General features: G+C 57.3%; 21 protein-coding genes. 8 read left to right on the forward strand and 13 right to left on the reverse strand.

Features of this window, described 5'->3' with window-relative positions:
• Both NUX24_RS19745 and NUX24_RS19750 read right to left on the reverse strand, forming a co-directional pair.
• Positions 1 to 843: MsnO8 family LLM class oxidoreductase (locus tag NUX24_RS19745; RefSeq protein ID WP_257833594.1), on the reverse strand; the 843-nt coding region annotated here is incomplete at its 3' end.
• Between the two features lie 110 nt (positions 844 to 953).
• On the reverse strand, positions 954 to 1,493 hold the full coding sequence (locus tag NUX24_RS19750; RefSeq protein ID WP_257833596.1) for an AAA family ATPase: 540 nt from the start codon (positions 1,491 to 1,493) through the stop codon (positions 954 to 956).
• Between the two features lie 345 nt (positions 1,494 to 1,838).
• On the opposite strand from NUX24_RS19750, the gene NUX24_RS19755 reads away from it, so the two are divergent.
• Together NUX24_RS19755 and ansP are read left to right on the forward strand one after the other, a co-directional pair.
• Positions 1,839 to 3,374, forward strand: coding sequence for a methyl-accepting chemotaxis protein (locus NUX24_RS19755; RefSeq protein WP_257833599.1), 1,536 nt, complete (start codon positions 1,839 to 1,841; stop codon positions 3,372 to 3,374).
• A 380-nt stretch (positions 3,375 to 3,754) separates the two neighbouring features.
• On the forward strand, positions 3,755 to 5,251 hold the full coding sequence (gene ansP / locus NUX24_RS19760) for an L-asparagine permease (RefSeq protein WP_047651051.1): 1,497 nt from the start codon (positions 3,755 to 3,757) through the stop codon (positions 5,249 to 5,251).
• A 50-nt stretch (positions 5,252 to 5,301) separates the two neighbouring features.
• On the opposite strand, the gene NUX24_RS19765 is transcribed toward ansP, so the two are convergent.
• Complete coding sequence (locus NUX24_RS19765; RefSeq protein ID WP_257833602.1) at positions 5,302 to 6,363, reverse strand: YncE family protein; 1,062 nt, start codon at positions 6,361 to 6,363, stop codon at positions 5,302 to 5,304.
• A gap of 242 nt (positions 6,364 to 6,605) precedes the next feature.
• Between NUX24_RS19765 and pqqU the strand changes: the two genes are divergently transcribed.
• Complete coding sequence (gene pqqU / locus NUX24_RS19770) at positions 6,606 to 8,720, forward strand: TonB-dependent receptor PqqU (RefSeq protein ID WP_257833604.1); 2,115 nt, start codon at positions 6,606 to 6,608, stop codon at positions 8,718 to 8,720.
• Between the two features lie 119 nt (positions 8,721 to 8,839).
• Here pqqU and NUX24_RS19775 read toward each other — a convergent pair whose 3' ends face one another.
• The 3 genes from NUX24_RS19775 to NUX24_RS19785 form a co-directional block, all read right to left on the reverse strand.
• The gene (locus tag NUX24_RS19775) at positions 8,840 to 9,508 is read right to left on the reverse strand and encodes a GntR family transcriptional regulator (RefSeq protein ID WP_047651054.1); all 669 of its coding nucleotides are present in this window, start codon (positions 9,506 to 9,508) and stop codon (positions 8,840 to 8,842) included.
• Between the two features lie 255 nt (positions 9,509 to 9,763).
• The gene (locus NUX24_RS19780) at positions 9,764 to 10,804 is read right to left on the reverse strand and encodes an NADP-dependent oxidoreductase (protein WP_257833607.1); all 1,041 of its coding nucleotides are present in this window, start codon (positions 10,802 to 10,804) and stop codon (positions 9,764 to 9,766) included.
• Positions 10,805 to 10,869: 65 nt separating this feature from the next.
• On the reverse strand, positions 10,870 to 11,445 hold the full coding sequence (locus NUX24_RS19785) for a helix-turn-helix domain-containing protein (RefSeq protein ID WP_032643265.1): 576 nt from the start codon (positions 11,443 to 11,445) through the stop codon (positions 10,870 to 10,872).
• A 148-nt stretch (positions 11,446 to 11,593) separates the two neighbouring features.
• Here NUX24_RS19785 and NUX24_RS19790 point away from each other — a divergent pair, with 148 nt between their 5' ends.
• Both NUX24_RS19790 and NUX24_RS19795 read left to right on the forward strand, forming a co-directional pair.
• A complete protein-coding gene (locus NUX24_RS19790) occupies positions 11,594 to 12,112 on the forward strand; it encodes a GNAT family N-acetyltransferase (protein ID WP_033145680.1) in 519 nt (172 codons plus the stop codon).
• Complete coding sequence (locus NUX24_RS19795; RefSeq protein ID WP_032656841.1) at positions 12,109 to 12,558, forward strand: DMT family transporter; 450 nt, start codon at positions 12,109 to 12,111, stop codon at positions 12,556 to 12,558. The genes NUX24_RS19790 and NUX24_RS19795 overlap by 4 nt, the downstream gene beginning before the upstream one ends.
• A 3-nt stretch (positions 12,559 to 12,561) precedes the next feature.
• Here the strand turns inward: NUX24_RS19795 and NUX24_RS19800 are convergent, their stop codons facing one another.
• Both NUX24_RS19800 and NUX24_RS19805 read right to left on the reverse strand, forming a co-directional pair.
• A complete protein-coding gene (locus tag NUX24_RS19800) occupies positions 12,562 to 12,795 on the reverse strand; it encodes a YdcY family protein (RefSeq protein ID WP_047651056.1) in 234 nt (77 codons plus the stop codon).
• A 55-nt stretch (positions 12,796 to 12,850) separates the two neighbouring features.
• Positions 12,851 to 14,449, reverse strand: a complete 1,599-nt coding sequence (locus NUX24_RS19805; protein ID WP_126328631.1) for an ABC transporter substrate-binding protein — start codon at positions 14,447 to 14,449, stop codon at positions 12,851 to 12,853.
• A 283-nt stretch (positions 14,450 to 14,732) separates the two neighbouring features.
• Between NUX24_RS19805 and NUX24_RS19810 the strand changes: the two genes are divergently transcribed.
• Genes NUX24_RS19810 through NUX24_RS19820 form a run of 3 tightly spaced genes read left to right on the forward strand, consistent with a single transcriptional unit; the run spans position 14,733 to position 21,233 of the window.
• Positions 14,733 to 16,073, forward strand: a complete 1,341-nt coding sequence (locus NUX24_RS19810; RefSeq protein ID WP_257833614.1) for an SrfA family protein — start codon at positions 14,733 to 14,735, stop codon at positions 16,071 to 16,073.
• Between the two features lie 4 nt (positions 16,074 to 16,077).
• Positions 16,078 to 19,059 (forward strand): virulence factor SrfB, encoded by a 2,982-nt coding sequence (locus NUX24_RS19815; RefSeq protein WP_257833616.1) that lies wholly within the window; start codon positions 16,078 to 16,080, stop codon positions 19,057 to 19,059.
• Entirely contained in the window at positions 19,056 to 21,233 is a 2,178-nt protein-coding gene (locus tag NUX24_RS19820) for a virulence factor SrfC family protein (protein ID WP_257833617.1), read from the forward strand. The genes NUX24_RS19815 and NUX24_RS19820 overlap by 4 nt, the downstream gene beginning before the upstream one ends.
• A gap of 193 nt (positions 21,234 to 21,426) precedes the next feature.
• On the opposite strand, the gene NUX24_RS19825 is transcribed toward NUX24_RS19820, so the two are convergent.
• From NUX24_RS19825 to NUX24_RS19845, 5 genes are all read right to left on the reverse strand, one after another.
• Positions 21,427 to 21,600 (reverse strand): GhoT/OrtT family toxin, encoded by a 174-nt coding sequence (locus NUX24_RS19825; protein WP_013096478.1) that lies wholly within the window; start codon positions 21,598 to 21,600, stop codon positions 21,427 to 21,429.
• A gap of 183 nt (positions 21,601 to 21,783) precedes the next feature.
• Positions 21,784 to 23,208, reverse strand: coding sequence for an aminobutyraldehyde dehydrogenase (gene patD, locus NUX24_RS19830; protein ID WP_257833621.1), 1,425 nt, complete (start codon positions 23,206 to 23,208; stop codon positions 21,784 to 21,786).
• Positions 23,209 to 23,232: 24 nt separating this feature from the next.
• Positions 23,233 to 24,039 carry an ABC transporter permease gene (locus NUX24_RS19835; RefSeq protein ID WP_257833623.1) on the reverse strand — a complete coding sequence of 269 codons (807 nt, stop codon included), beginning with the start codon at positions 24,037 to 24,039 and terminating at the stop codon, positions 23,233 to 23,235.
• Complete coding sequence (locus tag NUX24_RS19840) at positions 24,029 to 24,973, reverse strand: ABC transporter permease (protein ID WP_257833625.1); 945 nt, start codon at positions 24,971 to 24,973, stop codon at positions 24,029 to 24,031. Before NUX24_RS19840 ends, NUX24_RS19835 begins: the two co-directional genes overlap by 11 nt.
• 1 nt (position 24,974) lies before the next feature.
• Complete coding sequence (locus tag NUX24_RS19845) at positions 24,975 to 25,988, reverse strand: ABC transporter ATP-binding protein (protein ID WP_257833627.1); 1,014 nt, start codon at positions 25,986 to 25,988, stop codon at positions 24,975 to 24,977.
• Positions 25,989 to 25,997 lie beyond the last annotated feature (9 nt).

The raw sequence follows: 25,997 nt of genomic DNA on the forward strand, positions 1-25,997 counted from the left end.
CGCCAGCAGCGACTGCGCCCGACGGGCAATGCGCACCGGCTCGCTGCCCGCCTGACGCGCAAAAGCGTAGGCCTGCTCTTCGCTGGCCACGGTGACACGCTGGCCGTTTGCCAGCTCAACGCCCCACACTTCGACCTTTTGCGCCAGGGCTTCCGCCTCGGCCTGCGTCGGCGCGACAATCGCCTGTACCGCCACAATTACGTCCCGCGCGCTGTGCTTACGCCAGGTCGAGACCACTTCGCGCAGCAGGTCCGGGTCACCGTTCAGATGCGCGGCAAACACAAAGTGCCAGCCGAGCCCGGCGGCCAGCAGCGCGCTATCGATGCTCGCGCCCAGCAGGAAACCCTCAGCAGGCAACGGCGGCAGCGGCGTGGCGCGAACGGCCTCTTCATGAGACTGATGCTCAGGACGGATCCAGCGGTCGAGCTGGGCCAGCTGTTCGGCGAAGCCGCCCTTTTCCTGTTGATTCAGACCCTGTTGAAGCGCGCGGGTTGAGAGCGGCAGCCCGCCAGGGGCTTTTCCGACGCCGAGATCCACGCGGCCTGGCGCCAGCGCGGCCAGCACGTTGAAATTCTCGGCAACTTTATAAGGGCTGTAGTGCTGGAGCATCACGCCGCCGGATCCGACGCGGATGCGCGTGGTTTGCCCGAGGATCCAGGCAATCAGCAGCTCCGGCGAGGGGCTGGCAAGGTGGGGAGTGTTGTGGTGTTCGGCAATCCAGAAGCGGTGATAGCCCAGATTTTCTGCCTGCTGCGCCAGCGCCAGGGTACGCGCCAGCGCATCAGCAGCCGTTTCGTTTTCAGCGATGGGGCTTTTATCCAGAATGCTGATTCGCCATGACATGTTGCGTTCTCGTTTGACTTAACATGTCGACATTATTAAAGGCGCATTTCACCGCTGAGAAACAATTAATTTACATTTAGTTTGCCGGAAATCAGATATATAAAACCATGCTAAGAATAAGACTTTAAGTCGGCAATCAGCGTTTTCACCTGCCCGCGCCGGGTAATACGGACGAAGCGAATATGCCCATACTGCGGGTTTTGCAGATCGGCTTCATAACGCGTGCGGTTGTTACGCCAGGTTTTCATCGTCCAGATAAGGATGGACTCTCTGCTGAAGAACGCGCGCCGGAAACTCTCTTTGTTCCCGGTGCCGGGCCAGAGCTCGCGCTTATGCCAGGCCCGTTTGATTGCCCTGGTGACGGCCTGCCAGAGGGTGCGGGCAAAGCCATAATCGACCCACACCACAACGTCGACATTGCGCCATTTCACCGGCCGCGTGCGGTTATAGTTACCGTCGAGCACCCAGTCTGGCAAAGCCTGTAGCGCCTGCTCCAGCTTTGACTGAAACTCATCGTCCGGCGTACCCTGCCAGTCAGGTCGCCAGTAGAGTCTGTCCATCTCGATATAGGGAATAGCCAGTTCGGTCGCAATCTGCTTCGCCAGCGTGCTTTTTCCGCTCCCGCTGGTTCCGATGACGTTAATTTTCACCTCAGCCTCACTGTGTTAACGAAAATTGACCAAATCATAGCGTTTTCATTCTGTTAACGAAACGCTATTTCAGCATGGCAATTTTTCCTGAGAGACGATCTCTCTCTTTCAGTTTTGGTTATGTCGTTTATTTGCAGCGACTCAAAAAAACGCCCCTGAAAATATTTTCATTTTTATTACATTCGAGAACATTAACAGATTAAAAATAATGGAGAATGGGTATTTCAGGCAGCCATAATTTCAGAGAGAATATGCAGCAGTCCGTTACATAAAAATAATCAAACTCATCTTGCCGGAGCATTTTCCGGGCATTTTTTATTCTTGCACAACATCATGGAGTTACTCATGAGGCGTAACACCCCCGTTACACAAAACGAGTATTTACTTAACGATGGTTCGACGTTAATGTCGACCACCGATACCAAAAGCCATATTACCTATGCTAATTCCGCTTTTATTGAGGCCAGCGGATATAAAGAAGAACATCTTCTGGGTGAGCCGCATAACCTCATCCGCCATCCCGACATGCCTGCCGAAGCGTTTGGCGACATGTGGTATACCCTGCAGCAAGGTGAGACCTGGACGGGGCTGGTGAAGAACCGTCGTCATAATGGCGACCACTACTGGGTGCGGGCTAACGTGACGCCTGTCTGGCAGGGTGGATCCCTGACGGGGTATATTTCCGTGCGAAATATACCCGCCCGGGAAGAGATTGCGGCCAGTGAAAAACTGTATGCAAAAGTGCGTAATAACGAATTAAAACATTACCGCTTTTATAAAGGGTTACTGGTTCGGCGCGGTTTATTTTCGTTTATGTCGCTCTTTAAATGTCTCAGCACCAGTAAACGTATCCATCTGAGTATTGCGACGACGGCGTTACTCTCCTGCCTGGCGGTGTATTTATTCCCTGATAAACTTGTGCAGTCGGGAAGTCTGGCGCTGCTGTTTATTGCCCTGACCTATTATCTTCATGCGCAGATCGCCCGTCCGGTAAAATCTATTGTGCAACAGATGCAGCGCGTGGTTTCAGGACGTAAAACGGACTATTACCATTTTGACAGGATCGATGACATCGGGCTGATGATGCGCCTGGTGAATCAATCAGGTTTGAACCTGAATTCGCTGGTTGACGATGTCGGGGCGCAAATCAGCGGGATTGGCACCATCAGCCAGCAGGTCGCGAAAGAAGGTGCGGCGCTGCAGACGCGTTCAGAAGAGACCGCAGACTTCCTGCAGCAGACCGCGTCCGCAGTGGAAGAGATCGCCAGCGCGGTGAAGCAGACGGCAGAAACCGCGAAAGAAGCCACGGAGATGGCGGATCGCACCCGCGACAGCGCCCATCGCGGTGAAGCGATGATGAAAGAGACCATCGGTATGATGCAATCCGTGTCGCAGGATAACAGCCAGATCGTCGATATTATCAGCGTCATCGATCGTATTGCCTTCCAGACCAACATTCTTGCGCTGAATGCTGCCGTGGAAGCGGCGCGCGCAGGTGAAGCCGGGCGCGGTTTTGCCGTGGTGGCGGCCGAGGTGCGCAACCTTGCGCAGCACTCCGCGACGGCGGCGAAAGAGATCAAAGTGCTGATTGAGAAAAATGTCGGCAGCGTCAACGCTGGCGTGGATAAAGTGGAACAGACCGAAACGCAGTTGACGGTCATGATTAACAACGTGCTGCAGGTCTCCTCCCTGATTAAGGAGATCGGCCACGCCACGCAGGAGCAAACCCAGGCGCTGACGCTCATCAACGCCTCCCTCTCCCGTATCGGCGCAATGACTCAGAACAATACGGGGATGGTGGATAACGTCACTCACGCGGCGAATCACCTGACGCAGCGCACCACGCGCCTGCAGCAGGCGATTGCCGTTTTTGGCGGTTAGCCGCTGGGGTTTTGAAGCCTGGGGCCATTTTTATGCTCTGCAACAGTTAAAATCTTTACCACCTGGTAATAATTAAGAGATTCTGATGATTAAATAATCAAGCTACCGACCGTTTTGTCTAAAAACTCATCACGATTCAGCGTGTTGTGATCGCCGTCTGCTCTGACCACACGATTTCCTTCGACGTGCATCACTTTCGGCACGGTTATATTTTGCGTCGCTTATGAATTGCAGGTAGGATGCCTCGCCATGTTTCGCCTTATCCATACGCAGAATGACTGGGAAGGCGACATGTGTTTGCGCAGAAGCAATCGTTTGTATTGCGCTCTGCCAGGCAGGACTATCACGATAATGGTTCAGACAGGCAAACAGGTAACTCAATGAAAACAAGCAATAAAAGCGCAGCAGATCATCATGCTGCTAAACGTCGCTGGTTGAACTCCCACGAAGAGGGCTACCACAAAGCGATGGGCAACCGTCAGGTTCAAATGATCGCCATCGGCGGCGCTATCGGAACGGGGCTGTTTTTAGGTGCGGGTGCGCGTCTGCAAATGGCTGGCCCGGCTCTCGCCCTGGTCTATCTGGTGTGCGGGATCTTCTCTTTCTTCATTCTACGCGCGCTGGGCGAACTGGTACTGCATCGCCCTTCCAGCGGAAGCTTCGTCTCTTACGCCCGAGAATTCCTCGGTGAAAAAGCGGCCTACGTTGCGGGCTGGATGTACTTCGTCAACTGGGCGATGACCGGTATTGTTGATATCACCGCCGTTGCGCTGTATATGCACTACTGGGGCGCGTTTGGTGATGTTCCGCAGTGGGTCTTTGCGCTTGGCGCGCTGGCGATTGTGGGCACCATGAACATGATCGGCGTGAAGTGGTTCGCGGAGATGGAGTTCTGGTTTGCGCTGGTAAAAGTGCTGGCCATCGTGATTTTCCTGGTCGTAGGTACCGTCTTCCTCGGCAGCGGCAAGCCGCTGGACGGCAATGCCACCGGCTTCCATCTGATAACCGATAACGGCGGATTCTTCCCGCACGGTCTGCTGCCTGCGCTGGTCTTGGTTCAGGGCGTCGTGTTCGCCTTCGCCTCTATCGAACTGGTGGGCACCGCAGCAGGTGAATGTAAAGATCCGCAGACCATGGTGCCAAAAGCCATTAACAGCGTGATCTGGCGTATCGGTCTGTTCTACGTCGGTTCCGTAGTGCTGCTGGTTCTGCTGCTCCCGTGGACTGCCTATCAGGCAGGTCAGAGTCCGTTTGTGACCTTCTTCTCTAAGCTGGGCGTGCCTTACGTTGGCAGCATCATGAACATCGTGGTCCTGACGGCGGCGCTCTCCAGCCTGAACTCCGGTCTTTACTCTACCGGTCGTATCCTGCGCTCCATGTCGATGGGCGGTTCTGCGCCGAAGTTCATGTCGAAGATGAGCAAGCAGCAGGTTCCCTATGCGGGGATTCTGGCAACGCTGGTGGTTTACGTTTTTGGCGTGTTCCTGAACTATCTGGTGCCGTCCCGCGTATTTGAGATCGTTCTGAACGTCGCTGCACTGGGGATTATCGCCTCCTGGGCCTTTATTGTGGTCTGCCAGATGCGTCTGCGCAAAGCGATCAAAGAAGGCAAAGCGGCTGATGTGAGCTTCAAGATGCCGGGCGCACCGGTGACCTCCTGGCTCACCCTGCTGTTCCTGTTCAGCGTGCTGGTGCTGATGGCGTTTGACTACCCGAACGGTACCTACACCATCGCGACCATTCCGCTGCTGGCGGTACTGCTGATTGCCGGCTGGTTCGGCGTGCGTAAGCGCGTTCACGAAATTCACAGCACCGCGCCGGTTCATCACGACGATGAAAAACACGACGCACCGCTGGTGGAAGAAACCTCGCGTTAAGCATCCGGTAATCATTAAAAAGGGAAGGCAAATGCCTTCCCTTTTTTTATTTACAGCGCGATACGAATCACGTCGTCAGGCTGGGTGGCTTCCTGCTGACGGGTGGATTTTTGTTTCACCGTCACGTACAGGGTTTTGCCATCCGCGGAGAGCGCCAGGCTGTTCGGGTAGACCGGCGTGTCGAAGGTTTTTGTGACTTTATACGTTTTCGCGTCAATTACGCTCACCTTACCGGCTTCACGGTGCGTCACATAGGCTTCATTGCGGGCAGGGTTAAACAGGACCGCCAGTGATTCCGGCGCGGCGATTTTCTCGATCACACTGCCGTCTTTCAGGCTCACCACCAGCACTTCCGGCTGTTTTGAATCGGTCAGGAAAGCGCGCTGGCCGGCGGTATCGAGGCTGAGGTTCAGGTAGAAATGCTCTTTACCGTCATCCTGCACCTTTTTGCGGCTCAGGATTTTGTTGGTGGCCGTATCAATCGTCACCAGCTCACCGTCCGCATTCGTGGTGTACAGACGTTTCGCCTGCGCATCCAGCGCCAGGCCGGTGCTGTACGTACCGGTATTGGCAATGGTCTCTTTCAGCTTCAGCGTGGCGCCATCCACCACCCAAATCACGCTCTCTTTGCCGACACCGGTGATGTAAATCGTGTTGCTCGCGTCATCCGCCACCAGCTGGCGCGGCTGCAGCGGTTTGACGGTTTCGCTGCGTTGACGCCCGTCCAGCACCAGACGCCCTTTCACGTCGCCCGTTTTCGCATCAATGGCCGTCACCGCACCGTTGATGGTATTACCGAACCACAACGTTTGGGTCGCATTGTCAAAGGTGGCACCAAAGGGCTTGAGATCGCTATGGATCGCCTGCGTCACGTCCAGGGTGACCGGATCAAGGCGATAGACAACCCCGCCCTTATCGGTTTTGCGGCTTTGCGAGGTCGCCACCCACAGCGCATTCTCCTGCTGGCTGACCGCCATTTCATACGCCCCTTTGCCCACCGCTTTTCGCAGCACCTCTTCGGCGGCATGCGCCTGGAACGTCCCGGCAAGCAGTAAAGTGGCAGACAGCAGTGACAGGCTCAGACGCGGCGAGCACAGATGACGTAAAGACATAACAATTCCTTTTCTGAAAAGAGGGGGTTCCGCTGACATCACTTCCGGCAGACAACGTCATGGCATTGCCTTTTGATAATGAGAATAGTAATCATTAATGAACTGAATGTGGAGTTTTTCTTTCACGCTTCGCCTTTCATTAACGCAATGTGCGGTTATAGTTTTCAAAACATTTACAAAACCTTTAACATGTATGGACATGTTCCATTTGGTTCGTTTATACACCACAACCGGTTTTATTCATGAAAATCATTTCTGCCCGTAAGGCCTCTCTCCCGCTGCTGCTGGTTCCCGTTATTCTTGCGCCGCTCACCGCGTTGAGCGCGGAGGAACAGACCATGATCGTCAGCGCCACGCCGCAAACCGTATCGGAGCTGGATACCCCGGCCGCGGTCAGCGTCGTCAATGGCGATGACATGCGCCACGCCGCGCCGCGCATCAACCTGTCTGAATCTCTTGGCAGCGTCCCGGGACTGCAAATCCAGAACCGCCAGAACTATGCCCAGGATCTCCAGCTTTCAATGCGCGGGTTTGGTGCCCGCTCAACGTTTGGCGTGCGTGGTATCCGTATGTATGTCGACGGTATCCCAGCCACCATGCCGGACGGACAGGGCCAGACCTCCAACATCGATCTCTCCAGCGTGGAGAGCGTTGAAGTGCTGCGCGGCCCCTTCTCTGCCCTGTACGGCAACGCCTCCGGCGGCGTGATTAACATCAACACCCAGACCGGGCAGCAGCCGCCGACCATTGAAGCCAGCAGCTATTACGGCAGCTACGGTACCTGGCGCTACGGCATGAAAGCCACCGGCGCGATGGGTGATGGCACCCACGCGGGCGATGTGGATTACACCGTTTCCACCACCCGTTTCACCACCAAAGGCTACCGCGACCACAGCGGCGCGCGGAAGAATCTGGCCAATGCTAAGCTGGGCGTGCGCATTGACGACGCGAGCAAGCTGACGCTGATTTTCAACAGCGTGGACATGAAGGCCAACGATCCGGGCGGGCTGAGCTATCAGGAATGGCAGAACAATCCGCGTCAGTCTCCGCGCGGCGATCAGTACAATACCCGCAAGACCATCAAGCAGACCCAGGCAGGGCTGCGCTACGATCGTCAGCTCAGCACCCAGGACGACCTCAGCGTGATGATGTACGCCGGCGAGCGTGAAATGACGCAGTATCAGTCGATTCCGTATCAGCCGCAGCTAAAACCCTCCCACTCCGGCGGCGTGATTGATATGCAGCGTCATTATCAGGGCATCGATACCCGCTGGACGCACCGTGGCGAGCTGCTGGTGCCGGTGACCTTTACTACCGGCCTGAACTACGAAAACATGAGCGAAGATCGTCGCGGATACGAAAACTTCGTGATGAACAACGGCGTGCCGGATTACGGCGTGAAGGGTGACAAGCGTCGAAACGAACGTAACCTGATGTGGAACGTTGACCCTTACCTGCAAACCAGCTGGCAGCTGACGCAGAAACTGTCGGTGGATGCGGGAGTGCGCTACAGCTCGGTGTGGTTTGATTCCAACGACCATTACGTTACGCCGGGCAACGGTGACGACAGCGGTGACGCGAGCTATCACAAGTGGCTCCCGGCCGGTTCCGTTAAGTATGCGGTGACGGACGCATGGAACCTCTACGCTGCCGCAGGGCGTGGGTTCGAAACGCCAACCATCAACGAGCTGTCCTATCGCACCGATAACCAGGGCGGCCTGAACATCGGCCTGCAGCCGTCCACCAACAACACGTATGAAGTGGGCAGCAAAACCCGCATCGGCAATGGCCTCCTGACCGCAGCGCTGTTCCGCACCGATACGGATGATGAGATCGTGGTAGATGCCAGCTCTGGCGGGCGTACCAGCTATAAAAATGCCGGTAAAACCCGTCGTCAGGGGGTGGAAGTCTCCCTCGACCAGCAGTTTGCCGAGAACTGGAAGCTGAAGATGGCGTGGACTTACCTGGATGCCACCTACCGGACTAACGTCTGCAGCGACACAGACTGCAACGGTAACCGGATGCCTGGTATCGCCCGCAACATGGGTTACGCCTCGTTTGGCTGGCAGCCGGAGGAAGGCTGGTACGCGGGTTCAGACGTGCGCTACATGAGCGATATCATGGCCGACGACGAAAATACGGCGAAAGCGCCGTCGTATACGGTAGTCGGGCTAAATACCGGGTATAAGTTTAACTACGGCAACTGGGGCATGGACGTCTTTGGCCGCGTCGATAACCTGTTCGATAAAGAGTACGCGGGCTCGGTTATTGTCAACGAGTCTAACGGTCGTTATTACGAGCCTGCACCAGGCCGTAACTACGGGGTCGGGCTGTCGGTCTCTTATCGCTTCGAGTAAGCGAAAAGAAAAGTTTATCTTATTAATGAAATAACGCTCCTGATGGCAATAAGCCATCAGGAGTTATTCACCAGATAAATAATTAGGGGTGATATATAGTCGCTCTGTTAAATAATCGCTTAGTTAAAATATTGTCGCTGTAAAAGCAAATTCGCTTCATCAATCACCTTATCAATCGCCTTCTGGCAGGCAACAACATCTCTTCGCTCAAGGGCGGAAAGGAGTTCTTCATAGTGATATGTCGAGGCTTTGATGTCGTTAAGCTCCTGATGCAGATAGTTCATACAGGGCCCGATGCGCACCCACAGCTGCTCTATTAATGCATTAAGCGTAGGCATTTCCGCATACTGATAAAGCGTGAACCGGAAGACGCGATTCGCATGCAGTGCCTGCTGAACGTTCCCGTTGCGCATGGCCTCATGAAAGGCATCCGACAATTTGCGCAACGCCTCCAGTTTGCTATCAGACATATTATGACAGGCTGCGGCGACCGCCATCGGCTCAAGCTGCTTGCGGATGGCGTTAATCTCGTTATAGCGCTCCAGCGTGACCTCCGGAACCAGAAATGCCTGCGCCGGCGTGGCGTGTAACGCCCCTGATGACACCAGACGCAAAAGCGCCTCGCGAACAGGGGTAATACTGGTGCCTAATTTATCGGCGATCTCTTTTGTAATCAGTCGTGCTCCTGGTTTTAGGGAGCCTGTTATTAACGCCCCTTTCAAACTGTGTTCAACCTGCATGGTAAGGCTAACCCTTTGGGCTTTTTCTAAGTGATCCAAATCAAGCATGTGAAATTCCTGTAGCTAAAACTTAATGCTATTTTTAAACGCCAGTTTTAATAAAACGACGCCGGCCCGATATATCCTGTATCGTTATGCCTGGTGGTGGGAAGTACGTAAAAACATCAAAAAAGCAAAATTTGTTTTTTTTATTGGTTCCGGGCCCATCCGGGATGCGGGCGCGAAATGCCATGTCCATTAATTAAAGACAATATATCGTATCTTCACAAATAAATATGGCGGGAAACCCCGCCATAGTGCTGTTTATTTATTGTCGCTCGCGACGCGAATCACGACTTTGCCGAAGTTACGCCCTTCGAGCAGGCCAATCAGCGCCTCGGGCGCGTTCTCCAGCCCGTCCGTTATCTGTTCGCGATAGTGAATTTTGCCCTCCTGCACCCAGCGTCCCATCGCCTCCTGGAACTCCTTAATGCGGTGACCGTAATCCTGGCCGATGATAAAGCCCTGCATACGAATGCGTTTCTTCAGGATGGTTGCCATCAGGAGCGGCAGGCGATCCGGCCCTTCTGGCAGGCCCGTCGCATTGTAGCCGCTCACCAGGCCGCACACCGGCACGCGCGCGGAGGTATTCAGTAACGGCAGTACGGCGTCAAATACCTTCCCGCCGACGTTTTCATAATAGACATCAATTCCTTTCGGGCAGGCGCGTTTCAGCTGTTCGGCAAAGTCCGCCGCGTGGTGATCCAGACACAGGTCAAACCCGAGGACCTCAACGGCATGGCGGCATTTTTCAGCCCCACCGGCGACGCCAACCACCCGGCAACCTTTAATTTTGCCGATCTGCCCGACGGTCGCGCCCACCGGGCCTGTTGCCGCGGCGACCACCAGCGTTTCACCCGCTTTTGGCTGCCCGATATCCAGCAATCCCATATAGGCGGTGAAGCCCGGCATACCCAGAATACCCAGCGCCCAGGAAGGATGAGACGGATTTTCGCCCAGCTTCACCAGGCCGCTGCCGTCCGAGAGCTCATATTCCTGCCAGCCGCTGTAGCCCAGCACCCACTCCCCGGCGTTGAAGTCGGGATGATTTGACTGCTCAACGCGGCTGACCGTTCCCCCCACCATCACCGCGCCAATCTCAACCGGAGGGGAATAGGATGGCGCATCGCTCATGCGGCCCCGCATGTACGGGTCCAGCGACAGCCAGACGGTACGCAGCAAAAGCTGCCCCTCACCAGGGGCGGGAACAGGCTGCGTTTCCAGACGAAAATTTTTCGCCACCGGCGCACCCTGAGGACGGGAGGCCAGTACCCAGCGGCGATTTTGTGAAACAGGTTGATTCATCGGGATCTCCTTCTGGTACAAATGTCATTACAGCCTGGCTCACGAATAGCGTTATCGCATTAGCATTACGAGCCAGACTGGTTAAGCCGTACAACCAGATAGATGCAGGGTTCATTCGTTTCGTTGATGAACCGGCAGTCATTTGGCGGCCCCAGCTCGAGACAGTCTCCGGCATGCATCTCGTGGCGCGTATCGCCCTCCTGAAACACCAGCTCGCCGGACTGAAGCCAGATAAGCTGACGTGCCAGCGCGTAAGAAGATGCAGGCATCGGGACATCGCTGCCCGCAGGCAGTTCAACCTGAACAAGGTCGATGGGCAGATCGGTGCGGGGAGAAACATGGCGGCGGAGGTAGTGCGTCTGAGGGTCGCGCCAGACGGGCTGGTTTGCAAGGCGCAGCAGCTTGCCTTCCTGCATTTCGGCCCGGGCAATCAGCGTGGACATGCTGATGCCAAACGCGCCGGACAGACGGGCGAGCAAGGTGGCTGTCGGGCTGCTGTCTCCACGTTCAATCTTGTGGATCATCGCGCGCGAGACCCCTGCCCGGTCAGCAAGCTCGCTCAGGGACCATCCGCGAGACTCGCGTTCAAGGCGAATTCTTGCGCTAATCCGTTGATTCATTGTGTCTGTTATGGTGTTCATGACGTCATACTATAGTGTATGAACGGCATTTCAATGGGCTTTTGATAACAAAAAAATATGGCTTATGCCGTAGCGATCGGGCAGTACAGTTGTGTAATATCGTAGCTACCGCGTAATACTATAGTGAACAACACACAGAGGGTTAATCATGATCGTTCGTCATGCCTGCAAGGAAGACTGCGCTGCGATAGGCGAAATCTACAACCACGCGGTGCTGCATACTGCCGCGATCTGGAACGATAAAACCGTCGATACCGATAACCGAATCGCCTGGTTTGAGGCGCGCACGCTCGCGGGTTACCCGGTTCTGGTGAGTGAGGAAGACGGCGTTATCACCGGTTACGCCTCTTTCGGCGACTGGCGCGCCTTCGACGGTTTCCGTCATACGGTTGAGCATTCTGTCTACGTCCACCCGGACCATCAGGGCAAAGGCATTGGCCGCACGCTGATGATCGCCCTGATAAACGAGGCCCGCGCCATCGGTAAACACGTGATGGTGGCCGGTATTGAAGCGCAAAACCATGCCTCGATTCATCTCCATGAAACGCTTGGTTTTGTCACCACGGGGCAGATGCCGCAGGTGGGAACCAAGTTTGGCCGCTGGCTGGACTTAACCTTTATGCAGCTGCAGCTGGACGAGCGCAGCGATCCGGACGCCATCCCATGAATCAATCCCTGACCCTGGCGTTTCTGGTGGCGGCGGGAATTGGCCTGGTGGTGCAAAATACCTTAATGGTGCGTATCACCCAGTCCTCTTCCACCATTCTTATCGCGATGCTGCTGAATTCGCTGGTCGGCATTGTGCTGTTTGTCAGCATTCTGCTGCTGAAACAGGGCGTCGCCGGGTTTAGCGAGCTGGCCGCAACGGTACGCTGGTGGACGCTCATCCCGGGGCTGCTGGGGTCGTTTTTCGTGTTTGCCAGCATCAGCGGGTATCAGAACGTTGGCGCGGCGACGACCATCGCCGTGCTGGTGGCAAGCCAGCTCATCGGCGGGCTGGTGATGGACGTGCTGAGGAGCAACGGCATTCCGCTCCGCGCCCTGATTGGCCCGGTATGCGGCGCGGTGATGCTGGTGGTCGGAGCCTGGCTGGTGGCGCGACGCCAGTTTTGAACGTTACAGTATGGTGCCGCCTTTGGTCAGTTGTTCCTCACGCGCGTCTATCTCTTCTTTATGCTGCTTGCCGTGATGCGAAATCGCGGTACGCAGGCGCTGCTGCTGGGTATAGCGATCTTCCCGGCTCAGCTCTGCATCATCGCTTAATTCGATCAGCAGTTCATTCATATGGGTAATGACGCCCTCTTCAATGGCGGCATCCACCAGGGCGGTAACGTCGTTTAAATGTGACATTGTCACTCCTTGTTATGAGCCCGGTGGCGCTACGCCGTACCGGGCAATAAAACGCTTAGTTCAGCTTCGCCTTAGAGAAATCGCTGCCCATCAGGCTCACGCTGTATCCCGTCACGTTGCTGCGGGTCGCATAGAACGTTTTCCCGTTTGCCAGTGCGATCCACGGCGCCTGCTGGTAGAAAATCTCCTGTGCCTGGCCGTAGAGTTTCGCACGCTCGGCCGGGCTGCTGGTCAGCTTCGCTTTTTGAACCAGCGCATCATAACCCTTATCGCACCAGCGCGCGGCGTTTGATCCAGTTTTAATGCTGTTGCAGCCCAGCAGCACGTCGGCAAAGTTGTCCGGGTCGCCGTTATCGGACATCCAGCCAAACAGCGCGGAGTCATGTTCGCCTTTACGCATCCCGGAGAGATATTCGCCCCACTCGTAAGAGACAATTTTGGCCTTCACGCCGACTTTCGCCCAGTCGCTCTGGATCATCTCCGCGATACGACGCGAGTTCGGGTTATACGGACGCTGAACCGGCATTGACCACAGCGTGACTTCCGCCCCCTTCTCCAGCCCCGCCTGCTTCAGCAGCGCTTTCGCTTTTTCTGGATCGTAGCTGTAGTCTTTCAGGTCTTTATTAAAGCCCAGCATATTTGGCGGGATCGGCGATTTTGCCACCGTACCGGAACCCATAAAGACCGCATTGACGATAGCCTTCTTGTCGGTCGCGTAGTTAAGCGCCTGGCGCACCAGCACGTTATCAAACGGTTTTTTCTCGGTGTTAAACGCCAGATAGCCGACGTTCAGCGCATCGACAGAGTGCAGCGTCAAATCTTTGTTCTTTTTAATCACGTCAAACTGAACCGGGGACGGTGCAGGAATGATTTGACACTCGTTGGTCTGCAGCTTCGCCAGACGGGTCTCCACGTTAGGGGTAATGGAGAAGATCAGGTGTTTGGTCGGCACCGCGCCATCCCAGTAGTTCGGGTTAGCAACATAGCGAATCAACGAATCCACCTTGTACTGCTGCAGGACATAAGGCCCGGTACCAATCGGCCAGGTGTCTACGTTTTCAGGCGTGCCTTTTTTCAGCATCGCGTCGGCGTATTCGGCGGAGAGAATAGAGGCGAAATCCATCCCCCAGTCGGCCAGAAACGCGGCGTTGGGCTCGCTGAGGGTGAACTGAACGTGATAATCATCGACCTTTTTCACGTCCTGAATCAGCTTATCGAGCCCGACATCGTTAAAGTATTCGTAGTTGCCCTGCGACACGTTGTGATACGGGTGTTTAGGGTCTTTCTGACGCATAACCGAGAAAATAACGTCATCGGCATTAAAGTCGCGCGTCGGTTTGAAGTATTTATTGCTGTTGAACTTCACCCCTTTGCGCAGGGCAAAGGTATACGTCTTACCGTCCGGTGAAATCGTCCAGGACTCCGCCAGCGACGGTACCGGGGTGTTTTTTACCGGGTCGAAATTGATCAGGCGGTTGTACAGTACCTGAGAGCTGGCCACGAAAGACGGGCCAGAGCTGGCGATTTGCGGGTTGAAGGACTCGGGGGACGCTTCAGAACAGTAAATAAGGGTGTCGTTGTTCGCCGCCCATGCGGCACCGGCTGGTAAAAGAGTGCTCAGCGCGAGGGCGAGCAGTGTTTTCCCTGTAGACATGGTTATAACCCTGACAGTTTTATTATATAAGACAGTAATAACAGCACAGGCGATATGACCTGGCAAATAACGAAACACTATCAGGTTATTCTAAAGCCGCGTTTTTTGCTGTTTTAACAGCCAGCGCCCGAAAAGGTGATTTGCCTTAAGGGCCGTTATTCGTCAAGCACAACCGTCAGTTTCTATGCCGCAAGAAATCGGCCCTTTTAGCGTCTCTTCCCCCGTTTGGTTGCTTCCTCGTTTCGTTAAAGTAATGGTGTGAAGAAGTATATGGGATCAAATCGTGGCAAAAACTCTTTTACGCAGCGGTAACCTGGATGACTTTCAGGCCGTTGGCGGCGGCGGACAAGCCGTTTTTGAATCAGCGTTACAAATCCGGGAAGCGCTCCGGTTGCGCAAACAACAGGCCATCGTCGACTGTCTGGCTATTCCTCAGGTCAACGACAGCGGTGACCGCGTGGACTGGTATTCTCCTGTTGAAGGGAGCGTAACCAGCTGGAAAGCGGCCGATGAGGATGACCGTTATCGCGCCCTGCGCTACCTGGAAAACACGCTCGCCAGCGTCGAGTCATTAAGCAAGAAATGCCTCCAGTCGCCCAAAACCGCGCAGCAGCTTTTTGGCTCTCTGCTGTCAAAGGCGTTTCAGTTCCCGGGTGAAAACTTCCTCTTCCTGGTGGACGGAAAGCCGGTCATCAGCTTCTGGGGGTTTGTAAACCTGAACGAAAATGCGCGCGACGATGTCCTCGACTGCCTGCGTGAATCGCTGGTCCCTGAGCCCGCCCCCGTTGTGATTGAAGATCCTGAACCCGAGCCTGAGCCAGAACCGGTTGTGGCCTTTGAACACGCCGACGAGCCGCTGATCGCCCCTTCCACGGTGGTGCGCATCACGCCGGAAGAACTGTATGAGCCGGAGCCGGCATCGGCCGTTGCGCAACCCGTTCAGGAACCGGCTGTGCCGATAGTCGTGAAAAAACGTCGCGTTCCCCTGTGGACGCTGCCGGTTGCCGTCGCGATCGTTGCCGCCGTTGCCGCCCCGCTGCTGTGGCCAAAACAGTCCCCTTCCGCTGAGACCGCCCCGGCGCCCGCACCTCAGCCCGTAGAGATTGCACCAAAGCCGATCAAAGCGGTTGAGCCGCTGGCCATGAAACTACCGCTGCATCAGGCAGAGGTCCTGGCAAGCAAAGAAAAAGAGCCTGCGCCTGCGCCACAGCCTGCCCCGGTGGTGATTGTCGCCATCCCGAAAGACGCCATGGTGATGGAAGCGAATCAGGTAAAAGCGGGATCGACGCGTTTCCTGAACGGTACCTGGCGTGCGGTTCTCGACGTGAAAGATCCGGTCACAGGCAAGCCGCCGTCAATGCGCTATCAGATCCAGAACAATAAAGGCTTCGCCCGGGTTGTCCATGGCGACAACGTTGTCTGCCGCGCGGAAGTGTTCTCCGGCCTGCACAGCAACGGCGAGCTGATGATTAAAAGTCGCGGTACTGCCCGCTGCACCGACGGCTCCCGCTACCCGATGCCGGAGGTTGCCTGTAAAGCAGGCGCCAGCGATATCGCAGAATGTCGCGCCCGTTATGATGCCAATACCGTCGTTCCCCTGACGTTCAAGAAAGCAGGTGCCTGATCCTATGCTGGTTAATCTTTGCGACTATAAACAAAGCGTCACGCTTATTGCCAACAGCGGCGTGCAGTTCCTTGATTTCGGTCTGACGCCGCAGGACACCGCCAGCAACGGGCGCTTCGTACGTAAAACCGCGAACGGCCCGCTGCTGCGGCTCGATTTCGACCTGGTTAACGGGCGCTATACCGTGCCTGGGACGAACGGCGGCCAGCCTGAAGTGGTTAAACCGGAAACCACCCTCCCGCTGCATCAGTCCCTGGCGGTGCTGGACGGCGTCTGGCTCCCGGTTCCGTTTCTGCGCTTCAACCCACCGCGGACCTTCGTTGAGGGGCCGGATAACTGGGCCCGCGTTCAGGTGCGCAGGCTGGATACACCCGACACGGCGGGCAATACGCACCGCGTCACGCTCGCCCTTGACAGCCAGATAGCCGAACACGCCACGTCCGCCCTGTCCCCGGTTGAAAACGATATTCTGAACGGGACCCGATTCGCGCTGGCCTGGCGAGACAACGAAGTTGAAAATTTCCTCGACCAGACCTGGATTGACGGCTGGCTGCGCGAGGCATTTACCCAGTATGCCGACGGCGTTGAAAACCGCTCAGAACGCGATCTCCAGCAGGCGATGCGCGGGTTTGAATATCAGGCCCACTGGCTTAACCTGCTGACCATGCTCGGTGAACAGCTCACCGTGCCGGAGGTGAAATTTGTTACCCATACGCTCAGCACGCCAGCCATTCCGGTCGACCTGATCCTCGACGTGGGCAATACCCACACCTGCGGCGTCATTATTGAAGACCACGGCGACGCCAACGATGGCCTGCGCCAGACCGCCGAGCTGCAGGTCCGCTCGCTCAGCGAGCCGCAGTTCCTGAATGCGCCGCTGTTCACCAGCCGTCTCGAGTTTTCGGAGGCGCGCTTCGGCAAGCAGCACTTCTCGGTTGAAAGCGGTCGCGAAGATGCCTTTGTCTGGCCGTCGATTGTTCGCGTGGGCGATGAAGCCCGCAAGCTGGCGATGCAGCGTCTGGGAACAGAAGGCAACAGCGGCATCTCCAGCCCGCGTCGCTACCTGTGGGATGAAACGCCGGTCGTGCAGGACTGGCGCTTTAGCCAGATGAACAGCAAAACCCAGCGTGAGCCGCTTGCCACCGCGTTCCCGCTGATGAACCTGATGAACGATGACGGCGAGCCGCTCTTCACGCTGCCGCAGGACGAGCGGCTGCCGGTCTTCTCGCCGCAGTACAGCCGCAGTACGCTGATGACGCACATGCTGTGCGAGCTGCTGGCGCAGGCGCTGGGGCAGATCAACAGCGTCGCCACGCGCCTGCGTCTGGGCTTCCCGGCGTCGCCGCGCCAGCTGCGCACCCTGATCCTGACCCTGCCCTCGGCCATGCCCAAGCAGGAGCGCGAGATTTTCCGTCGCCGCATGTTTGAAGCCATCGCCATCGTGTGGAAAGCGATGGGCTGGCACCCGCAGGATGAGGATTTTGTTACCCGCAAACAGCAGGATAAAAGCGTGGTGCCGGTTCCTGTAATCCAGATGGAGTGGGATGAAGCCAGCTGCGGTCAGCTGGTCTGGCTGTATAACGAAGCGATCTCCCGCTTTGGCGGTCAGACCGAAGCCTTCTTCGCCTCCCTGGCCCGCCCGGACCGTGAGCCTGAGCCGGGTAGCCAGCCGGGCCGCGCGCTGCGCGTCGCGTCCATCGACATCGGCGGCGGCACAACGGATATGGCGATCACCCATTATCAGCTGGATGACGGTTCTGGCAATAACGTCAAAATCACCCCGCAGCTGCTGTTCCGTGAAGGCTTCAAAGTCGCTGGCGACGATACGCTTCTGGACGTGATTCAGCGCTACGTGTTGCCCGCGCTGCAAACGCAGCTGCAGAAATCCGGTATCGCGGACGCCTCGCTGCTGATGGCGTCGCTGTTCGGCGACTCCGGGCGTATCGATACCCAGGCGGTACTCCGTCAGCAAACGGCGCTTCAGCTGTTTATGCCGATTGGCCACGCCATTCTTGCCGCGTGGGAATCGAGCGACGTTGACGATCCGCTGGCCGGTCTGCATGCCACCTTTGGCGATCTCCTGGCGCAGAAACCGACGCGCAACGTCATGAACTATCTGCAGCAGGCGATCGACCATGCCCTGCCTGCGGGTTCAGACGCGTTTGACCTGTTCGCGGTGCCGCTGCACGTGAATTTCCGCGAAATGCAGGATGCGATGCTGGCCGGGCAATTTACGCTGGCCTCGCCGCTCCACGCAGTGTGCGAGGCGATATCCCATTATAGCTGCGATGTTCTGCTGATCACCGGACGCCCCGGCTGCCTGCCTGGCGTTCAGGCGCTGATTCGTCATCTGCAGCCGGTGCCGGTCAACCGCATCGTCTGGCTGGATAAATACCAGGTGCACGAGTGGTATCCGTTCAGCCAACAAGGGCGCATTGGCAACCCGAAATCAACGGCCGCCGTGGGGGCTATGCTCTGCAGCCTGGCGCTCGACTTGCGTCTGCCGCGCTTCAACTTTAAAGCCGCGGACATTGGCGCGTATTCCACCGTGCGGTATCTCGGCGTGCTGGATAACACTGTTAATACCCTGCGCGAGGAAAACGTCTGGTATCAAGATATCGACCTCGATAAGCCGGGCGCGAAGCTCGACGCGCGTCTGTACTTCCCACTGCGCGGTAACGTTACCCTCGGCTTCCGCCAGCTGGCGAACGCGCGCTGGCCCGCCACGCCGCTCTACACGCTTAGCATCAACTCGGCTGAACTGGCGAAAGCCATTGCCGGTGACGGCGTGCTGAACGTGCGGCTGAAGCTCTGCGGCGGCAGCAAGCAGGAAGGCCCTGAGGCCTTCGAGCTGAGCGATGCCTGGCTGCAGGACGGCACGCCGGTTGCCCCTGACGCATTAACCTTCAAACTGAATACCTTGGCCGATCGCCGACACAGCGGTAGCCACTACTGGATCGACAGCGGGAGCGTATACCTGAAATGACAGCGACGACGACCACCACTCAGGCCTTAATCGGGTGGATTAATGAGACGCGCCTGAACGCCCCTGTGCTGGATAACGATGCTGACGCCCTGCTTGCTCGCATCAACGCGGCGCAGGCGCGGGAACAGGCCATTGAACGCGCCATGACCCGCCAGAGCAGCATTGGGCTTTACGGTCATTCGCAGAGTGCGAAAGCCCATCTGCTGTTATCCCTGTGCGGCAGCGGTAATGGACGCCTGAACGTAACGCCGGGCCAGCGCACCTTTGACTATTTTTCGCATATCAATCCGGGACATGCCCTGACCAACATGGCCATCCGCTTTACCCGTGAAAACACGGAGGTGGCGGATGAGGCGTTCCCGCTGCGTCTGAGCCTGGTCACCGAGGCCGAGTTGGTACAGCTGTTTATTGCCCGCACGACGCTGCATCCGCAGATGCGCGCGGTGGATAAGGCGGTCATTGAGACACGTCTGGACAAATGGCGCGGGCTGCGCCAGCCGCAGGGCGTGCCCGGCATCACGGCTCAGGAAGTGGGGGCGATAGCCCGCTTCTGGCAAAGCACCGTACCCGCCGCTAAGCAGCAAATTGATGATGCCCTGTGGCATGAGTTCGCCCGGCTGGTGCCTTCTCTCGATCTCAGCACGCGGGCCAGCGTCTGGTCACTGCTGTGGGGCGAGCAGCAGGAGTTGACCCAGCAGTGGTTAAAACTGGCACATGTGCTGCACCAGACCAGCCATGCCGGGGAGCTTGCTGCCCCGCTTAGCCTGCTGGTGGACAGCTTTGGCCTGCCGGGTGATGGTTTCCTGACGCACGACGGCACGTTAGATCTCCAGGACGCGCAGGAGACGCTGCTTCATCCGCTGAATAGCGGTGAAATGCTAAACGCCATCAGCATCCCCGTCGACGTGCTGGCCTTGCTGACCCGCGAGCTGGTGCTGCCGGTTGAGAACGGCGCGCTGGATAACGTCGATATTATTGATATTCCGGTCTTTGAAGATAACCGTGCCGACCCGCTACGCCAGGCGAAGTCCCAGTGGCTGCTCGAGCATTACCGTCAACAGCTTCAGCCGGATGTGCTGGTGATTTGCAATGCGACGGCGCAGCACGAGCAGACGGCCAAAAAAGCAAAAGTGTTAATGAACTGGGTCAAGGAGACGCAGCCTGCTGAAGAATCGGCCCTGCCGGGGCTGGTATGGGCGATTACCCCTCACGACGCCCGCTTTACCACCCGGCAGAATCTCGATGAAGCCGTACAGCATCTGCTCGGAAAGCCGGGTTTACGCTGGGGCACGCTGCAGGCGCTGGACAGCCACAGCATGCAGCGCGTCATCGAATGGCTGTCTCAGGCCACGCTGCCCGGGCAGCGACAGAAGCGTCTCGGCACGCTGAAAGGCTTGCTGCGACAGGAGCTCTCATCGCTGATGCAAAGCTATCTGACGCCGCTTGTTGAGGAGCCGGGGACAAGACGCGCTCAGGCCGAAAGCATGGTGCGCACGCTGCAAAGCAGCGCCGCCCGCCACGGCGAACTGCTTGAAGGCCTGCTGCCGCCGCTGAAAGCCTTTGAAACGCTGCTCGCCGTTCAGCAGCCGCGCGAGGAGCAGGTGAACGGGCTGTTTACGGACACGATTGACCTGTTTGCCGAGAATACGCAGGAAAGCACCGGCCTGTTCCAGACAAAAGACAAAGCGCGTCTGGCGCACAGAGTCTGGATAAATCATCTGCGTCAGTGGAGCCGCAACGAGGCCACGGCCGCGCGCCTCGGGCTGGAGTCTGCAGTATTGCAGCAAATCGCGGATGTGCTGGTGGTCACTAGCTACCGGCTTAATCTGCCTCAACAGCTTCAGCGCATTGTCGAAGCGGATAAAAGCAGCGCTGCACAGCTGCATGCCGTGATGGGCAATTTCATTGGCTGGCTGGGTTACGACCAGACGCCCGTGGCGACGCGCCCGGCAAGCCGCATCCGCAAGGGTCAGGCCATCTTCGTCACGCCAGTGGTCAGCAGCGCGGAGCCTCGTTTGACCCGCCTGGGGGAGCAGCCCGTGCATGCGGCCACCGCGTACGTTTACGACTGGCTGGTTGCACTCTATAGCCGCGCGATAGAGAACATTGATTACCAACATCCGCATGATGTTCAGCCGGGCGCCAGGAAGGCTCTGCAGTCTTTATTACGCTGATACTTTGGCCCGCAGCAGTGCGGGCCATCCTCACTCCGCCATACTTTCGGCTAACGTCTTTGCCAGCGCACGGTACAACCGGCCTGCTGCGAGTAAAAACTGTTCATAAGCACTCCTTTTACGATTCACTGTGTATTTATACAGTTACCGTATCTGGAATGCCATATTCATCTTTTAAAAATGGAAGCGTGCTTCAGAAAAGCGAGACCAGCAGCGCAACGGGAAAGCTCATTGGCCAGGTTGACCCCACCAGAAAAGCGCTGAGCAGGCGGATACGTTTGCGGTCTTTAGAAAGGAACCAGGTAATTAATGCGCAGATGGAAGCCATGATTGCGTAAAAAACCAACATCTTTTGATACAACGTCATTCTGTATACCAGAGCCGAAAAAATAACCGCACGCAATATGCGTCATATGTTGATACAGATCAAGTTTTTTCGTTACAGAATAACCACTTAAAGATTAAGGACAATAACAATTGAGTATCTTACGTAACACTCATGGCGGGCGCGGGGAACGCCTGGCCGCGCATGCGGCCAGGCGTGGCGGGCTTAGTGTTTGATCATGACATGCCGCACGACCGTATAATCCTCAAGCCCGTAGACCGACATATCTTTGCCGTAGCCGGATAATTTCATGCCGCCGTGCGGCATTTCGCTCACCAGCATAAAATGGGTATTCACCCAGGTGCAGCCGTACTGCAGGCGCGCGCTCAGACGATGGGCGCGGCCCACGTCTTTGGTCCAGACCGATGACGCCAGGCCATACTGCGAATCGTTCGCCCAGGCCAGCACCTGCGCCTCGTCGTCAAACTCGGTGACGCTCACCACCGGGCCAAACACCTCCCGCTGAACGATGGCGTCGTCCTGCTTTGCCCCCGCCAGCAGGGTTGGCTGGAAGTAGTAGCCCGCCCCCTCTTTTTTGCTCCCGCCCGTGACAACGCGGATGTGGTCGAGCGCTTTCGCCTCATCGACCGCCTGACAGACGCGTGAAAGATGGGCGGCCGAGCTGAGCGGTCCCAGTTCGGTAGAGTCATCCTCCGGCGCCCCCATTTTGAGGCTGGCGACCGCTGCGCCCAGCTTTTCCACCAGCGCGGCATAAATACCCTTCTGGGCATAAATCCGGCACGCCGCCGTACAGTCCTGTCCGGCATTGTAGAAACCAAACGTCCGCACCCCTTCGACAACCGCATCCAGGTCAGCATCATCAAAGACGATAACCGGCGCTTTACCGCCCAGCTCCATGTGGGTGCGTTTAATGGAGGACGCGGTATGGCCGATGATATGTTCCCCGGTAGCAATCGAACCGGTCAGCGAGACCATACGGACTTTTTCATGCCCGGTCAGCGGATCGCCCACCGTTTTCCCCCGGCCAAACAGGACGTTCAGCACACCTGCCGGGAAGATATCTTTAGCCAGCTCTCCCAGCTTCAGCGCGGTGAGGGGCGTGATCTCTGAGGGCTTAATCACCACGCAGTTCCCTGCCGCCAGCGCGGGGGCCAGTTTCCAGGCCGCCATCATCAGCGGATAGTTCCAGGGGGCAATAGAGGCAACCACGCCCACCGGATCGCGGCGGATCATCGACGTGTGGCCGTCAAGGTACTCCCCGGCGGCCAGCCCGTTCAGACAGCGGGCGGCCCCGGCAAAGAAACGGAAAACGTCGACCACCGCCGGAATTTCATCACCCAGAGCACAGTGCAGCGGCTTCCCGCAGTTGAGAGATTCGAGCCGGGCAAACTCCTCCCCATGCGCTTCAATCGCATCCGCGAGCTTCAGCAGGCACTCGGCGCGCGTCTTCGGCGTGGTTTGTCCCCACTCCGCAAAAGCACGGTCGGCCGCCTGAACCGCCGCGTCGACCTGAGCCGCTGACGCCTCGGCAATCTCCAGCAGGAGTTCTCCAGTGGCCGGGTTATAGACCGGCTGTTTTTCTCCCTCTCCGGTTACCAGTTTTCCCTCTATCAGCAGTTGTGTTTGCATAGCATTTTCCTGTTGAATTCACTGTTATTTCCCGCTGCCGGCGATGTTCTCGCCGTCGCGGGTTAGCCACCAGGCTCCCAGAATGGGGATAGTTGTCACCAGCATCACCAGCAGTGCTACGACGTTGGTGACCGGCACGTCGCGCGGACGACCGAGCTGATTGAGCAACCACAGCGGTAACGTGCGCTCGTGTCCCGCCGTAAACGTTGTGACGATTATCTCGTCAAACGACAGGGCAAACGCCAGCATTCCCCCGGCCAGCAGCGCGGAACCCAGACTGGGCAGCACCACATAGCGGAAGGTTTGCCATCCGTCGGCCCCGAGATCCATCGACGCTTCCACCAGGCTCCAGGAGGTGCGTCTGAACCGGGCAATCACGTTGTTAAACACCACCACCACGCAAAAGGTGGCGTGTCCGACCACGATGGTGAAAAACCCCGGCTCCAGATCGATCGTTTTGAAGGCCGTGAGCAGCGCCAGACCGGTGATGATCCCCGGCAACGCAATCGGCAACAGCAGCAACAGCGAGATCGCATTCTTGCCAAAAAACTCGCTTCGCCACAGGGCCGCTGCAGCAAGCGTGCCAAGCACGAGGGCAATCGCGGTGGAGAGCGCGGCAACCTGAAGTGACAACGTCACGGACTCAATAATGTCGCCGCGCCCCGCCGCCACGCTAAACCACTTCAGCGTCAGCCCCTGCGGCGGAAAGCTGAAGGCCGCGTCTTCGGTATTGAAGGCATAGGTCGCGATAATCAGCAGCGGGAAGTGCAGGAAGATGATGCCTCCCCAGGCTGCCACTTTCAGGAACAGCGGTGCGCGTTCAGAGTGCATCGAATGCTCCCAGACGTTTCACGAACGCCAGATAGAGTGAAATCAGCACGATGGGCACGAGCGTGAACGCGGCGGCCATGGGCATATTGCCAATGGCGCCCTGCTGTGAGTAGACCATGTTACCGATGAAGTAGCCCGGCGGCCCCACCAGCTGCGGAACGATGAAATCCCCCAGCGTCAGGGAAAAGGTGAATATTGAGCCCGCGGCAATACCCGGGATCGCCAGCGGCAGAACGACGTAGCGAAAGGTCTGCCGAGGGCGCGCGCCGAGGTCGGCTGAGGCCTGCAGTAGCGAGGCCGGCAGGCGTTCCAACGCCGCCTGGACGGGCAGGATCATAAACGGCAGCCAGATATAGACGAACACCAGAAACCGTCCCAGCCCGGAGGTGGACAAGGTGTTGCCGCCAATCGCCGGGAGCGTAAGGAGTGAGGTCAGGATCGGCTCCAGCCCCATATGGTTGAGAAACCACTGCGCCACCCCATCCTTCGCCAGCAGCAGCGTCCAGGCGTAGGCTTTGACGATGTAGCTCGCCCACATCGGCAGCATCACAGCGATATAGAAAAACGCTTTCCACTTGCCGCGGGTGTAGCGCGCCATGTACCAGGCCATCGGGAAGGCCAGGATGGCGCTGGCTATCGTCACCGCAATCGCCATCGTTAACGTGCGCAGTATGATGTCGTAGTTTGCCGGGTTGAAAAGTGCCCGAATGTTCGCCAGGGTCAGATCCGGCGTGACGGTCATGGTGAAATCGTCAAAGGTGTAAAAACCTTGCCACAGCAGGGTCAGAAGCGATCCTAAATAGACGATGCCAAACCACATGAGCGGCGCGAGCAGAAGCAGGAACAGGCCAAGCGACGGTTTGCGCCAGAACAGCGCCGTCATGCGGCTTAAGCACCCGTGCGAGGCGGGAGGATGCGCAACGCTCATAGACATTTCACCTCTCCTCGTGCAGGCGAATCATCGCCTCGCGTGACCACGACGCCATCACCGCCTGCCCCGGCGCAATCCCGCTCAGCGGCGAGGTTTCACTGAGATTAGCCTGGCTCACCAGCAGTTTGACGCCATCCGCGAGCTTCAGCTCCAGCCGCGTGGCCGCCCCCTGATACTGAACGGCCTGCACGATGCCCTGAACCTGAACGTCTCCGCCCTGATTAAGGCGAATATGTTCCGGGCGCAGGGAATAGCTGCCTTCCATACCGCATAGTTTCTGCGCAAGGACTGCGTCAAATACGTTGGAAGTGCCGACAAAACCGGCGACAAACGGCGTGCGCGGACGCATGTAGAGATCGCGCGGGGTATCCACCTGCTCGATGCGCCCGTTATTGAACACCGCCACCCGGTCTGACATGGAAAGGGCTTCGCCCTGATCGTGGGTGACAAAAATAAAGGTGATGCCGAGTTCCTGCTGAAGCTTCTTCAGCTCGAACTGCATCTGTTCACGCAGTTTGAGATCGAGCGCACCTAAGGGTTCATCCAGCAGCAGGACGCGCGGCTCATTAACCAGCGCCCGGGCGATGGCAACACGCTGCCGCTGGCCGCCGGAAAGTTGTGAAGGTTTGCGGGCAACGGCAAAGCTCAGGCCCACTTTTTCCAGGGCATCACGGGCCTGCGCATGGCGTTTTTTCTTGTCGATACCTTTGACCATCAGCCCGTAGGCAACATTGTCGAGGATCGACATATGCGGAAACAGCGCGTAGTCCTGAAAGACGGTATTCACATCCCGCTCCCAAGGGGGCAGTTCGCTCGCCTCTTTGCCGAAGATAGAGATCGTCCCGCCTGACAGCTGTTCGAAACCGGCGATCAGACGCAGGCAGGTGGTTTTACCGGAGCCCGAAGGCCCCAGCATGGAGAAAAATTCTCCGTCACGAATGGCAATGGTGACCCCATCCACCGCCCGTACGTCGCCGTACAGACGGGAAACGTTGTTAAACTCTACCGCGTACGTCATGTTCTGCTC

The organism is Enterobacter sp. HG048 (genome assembly GCF_024702055.1).
In the GTDB taxonomy this organism is placed as follows: domain Bacteria; phylum Pseudomonadota; class Gammaproteobacteria; order Enterobacterales; family Enterobacteriaceae; genus Enterobacter; species Enterobacter dykesii.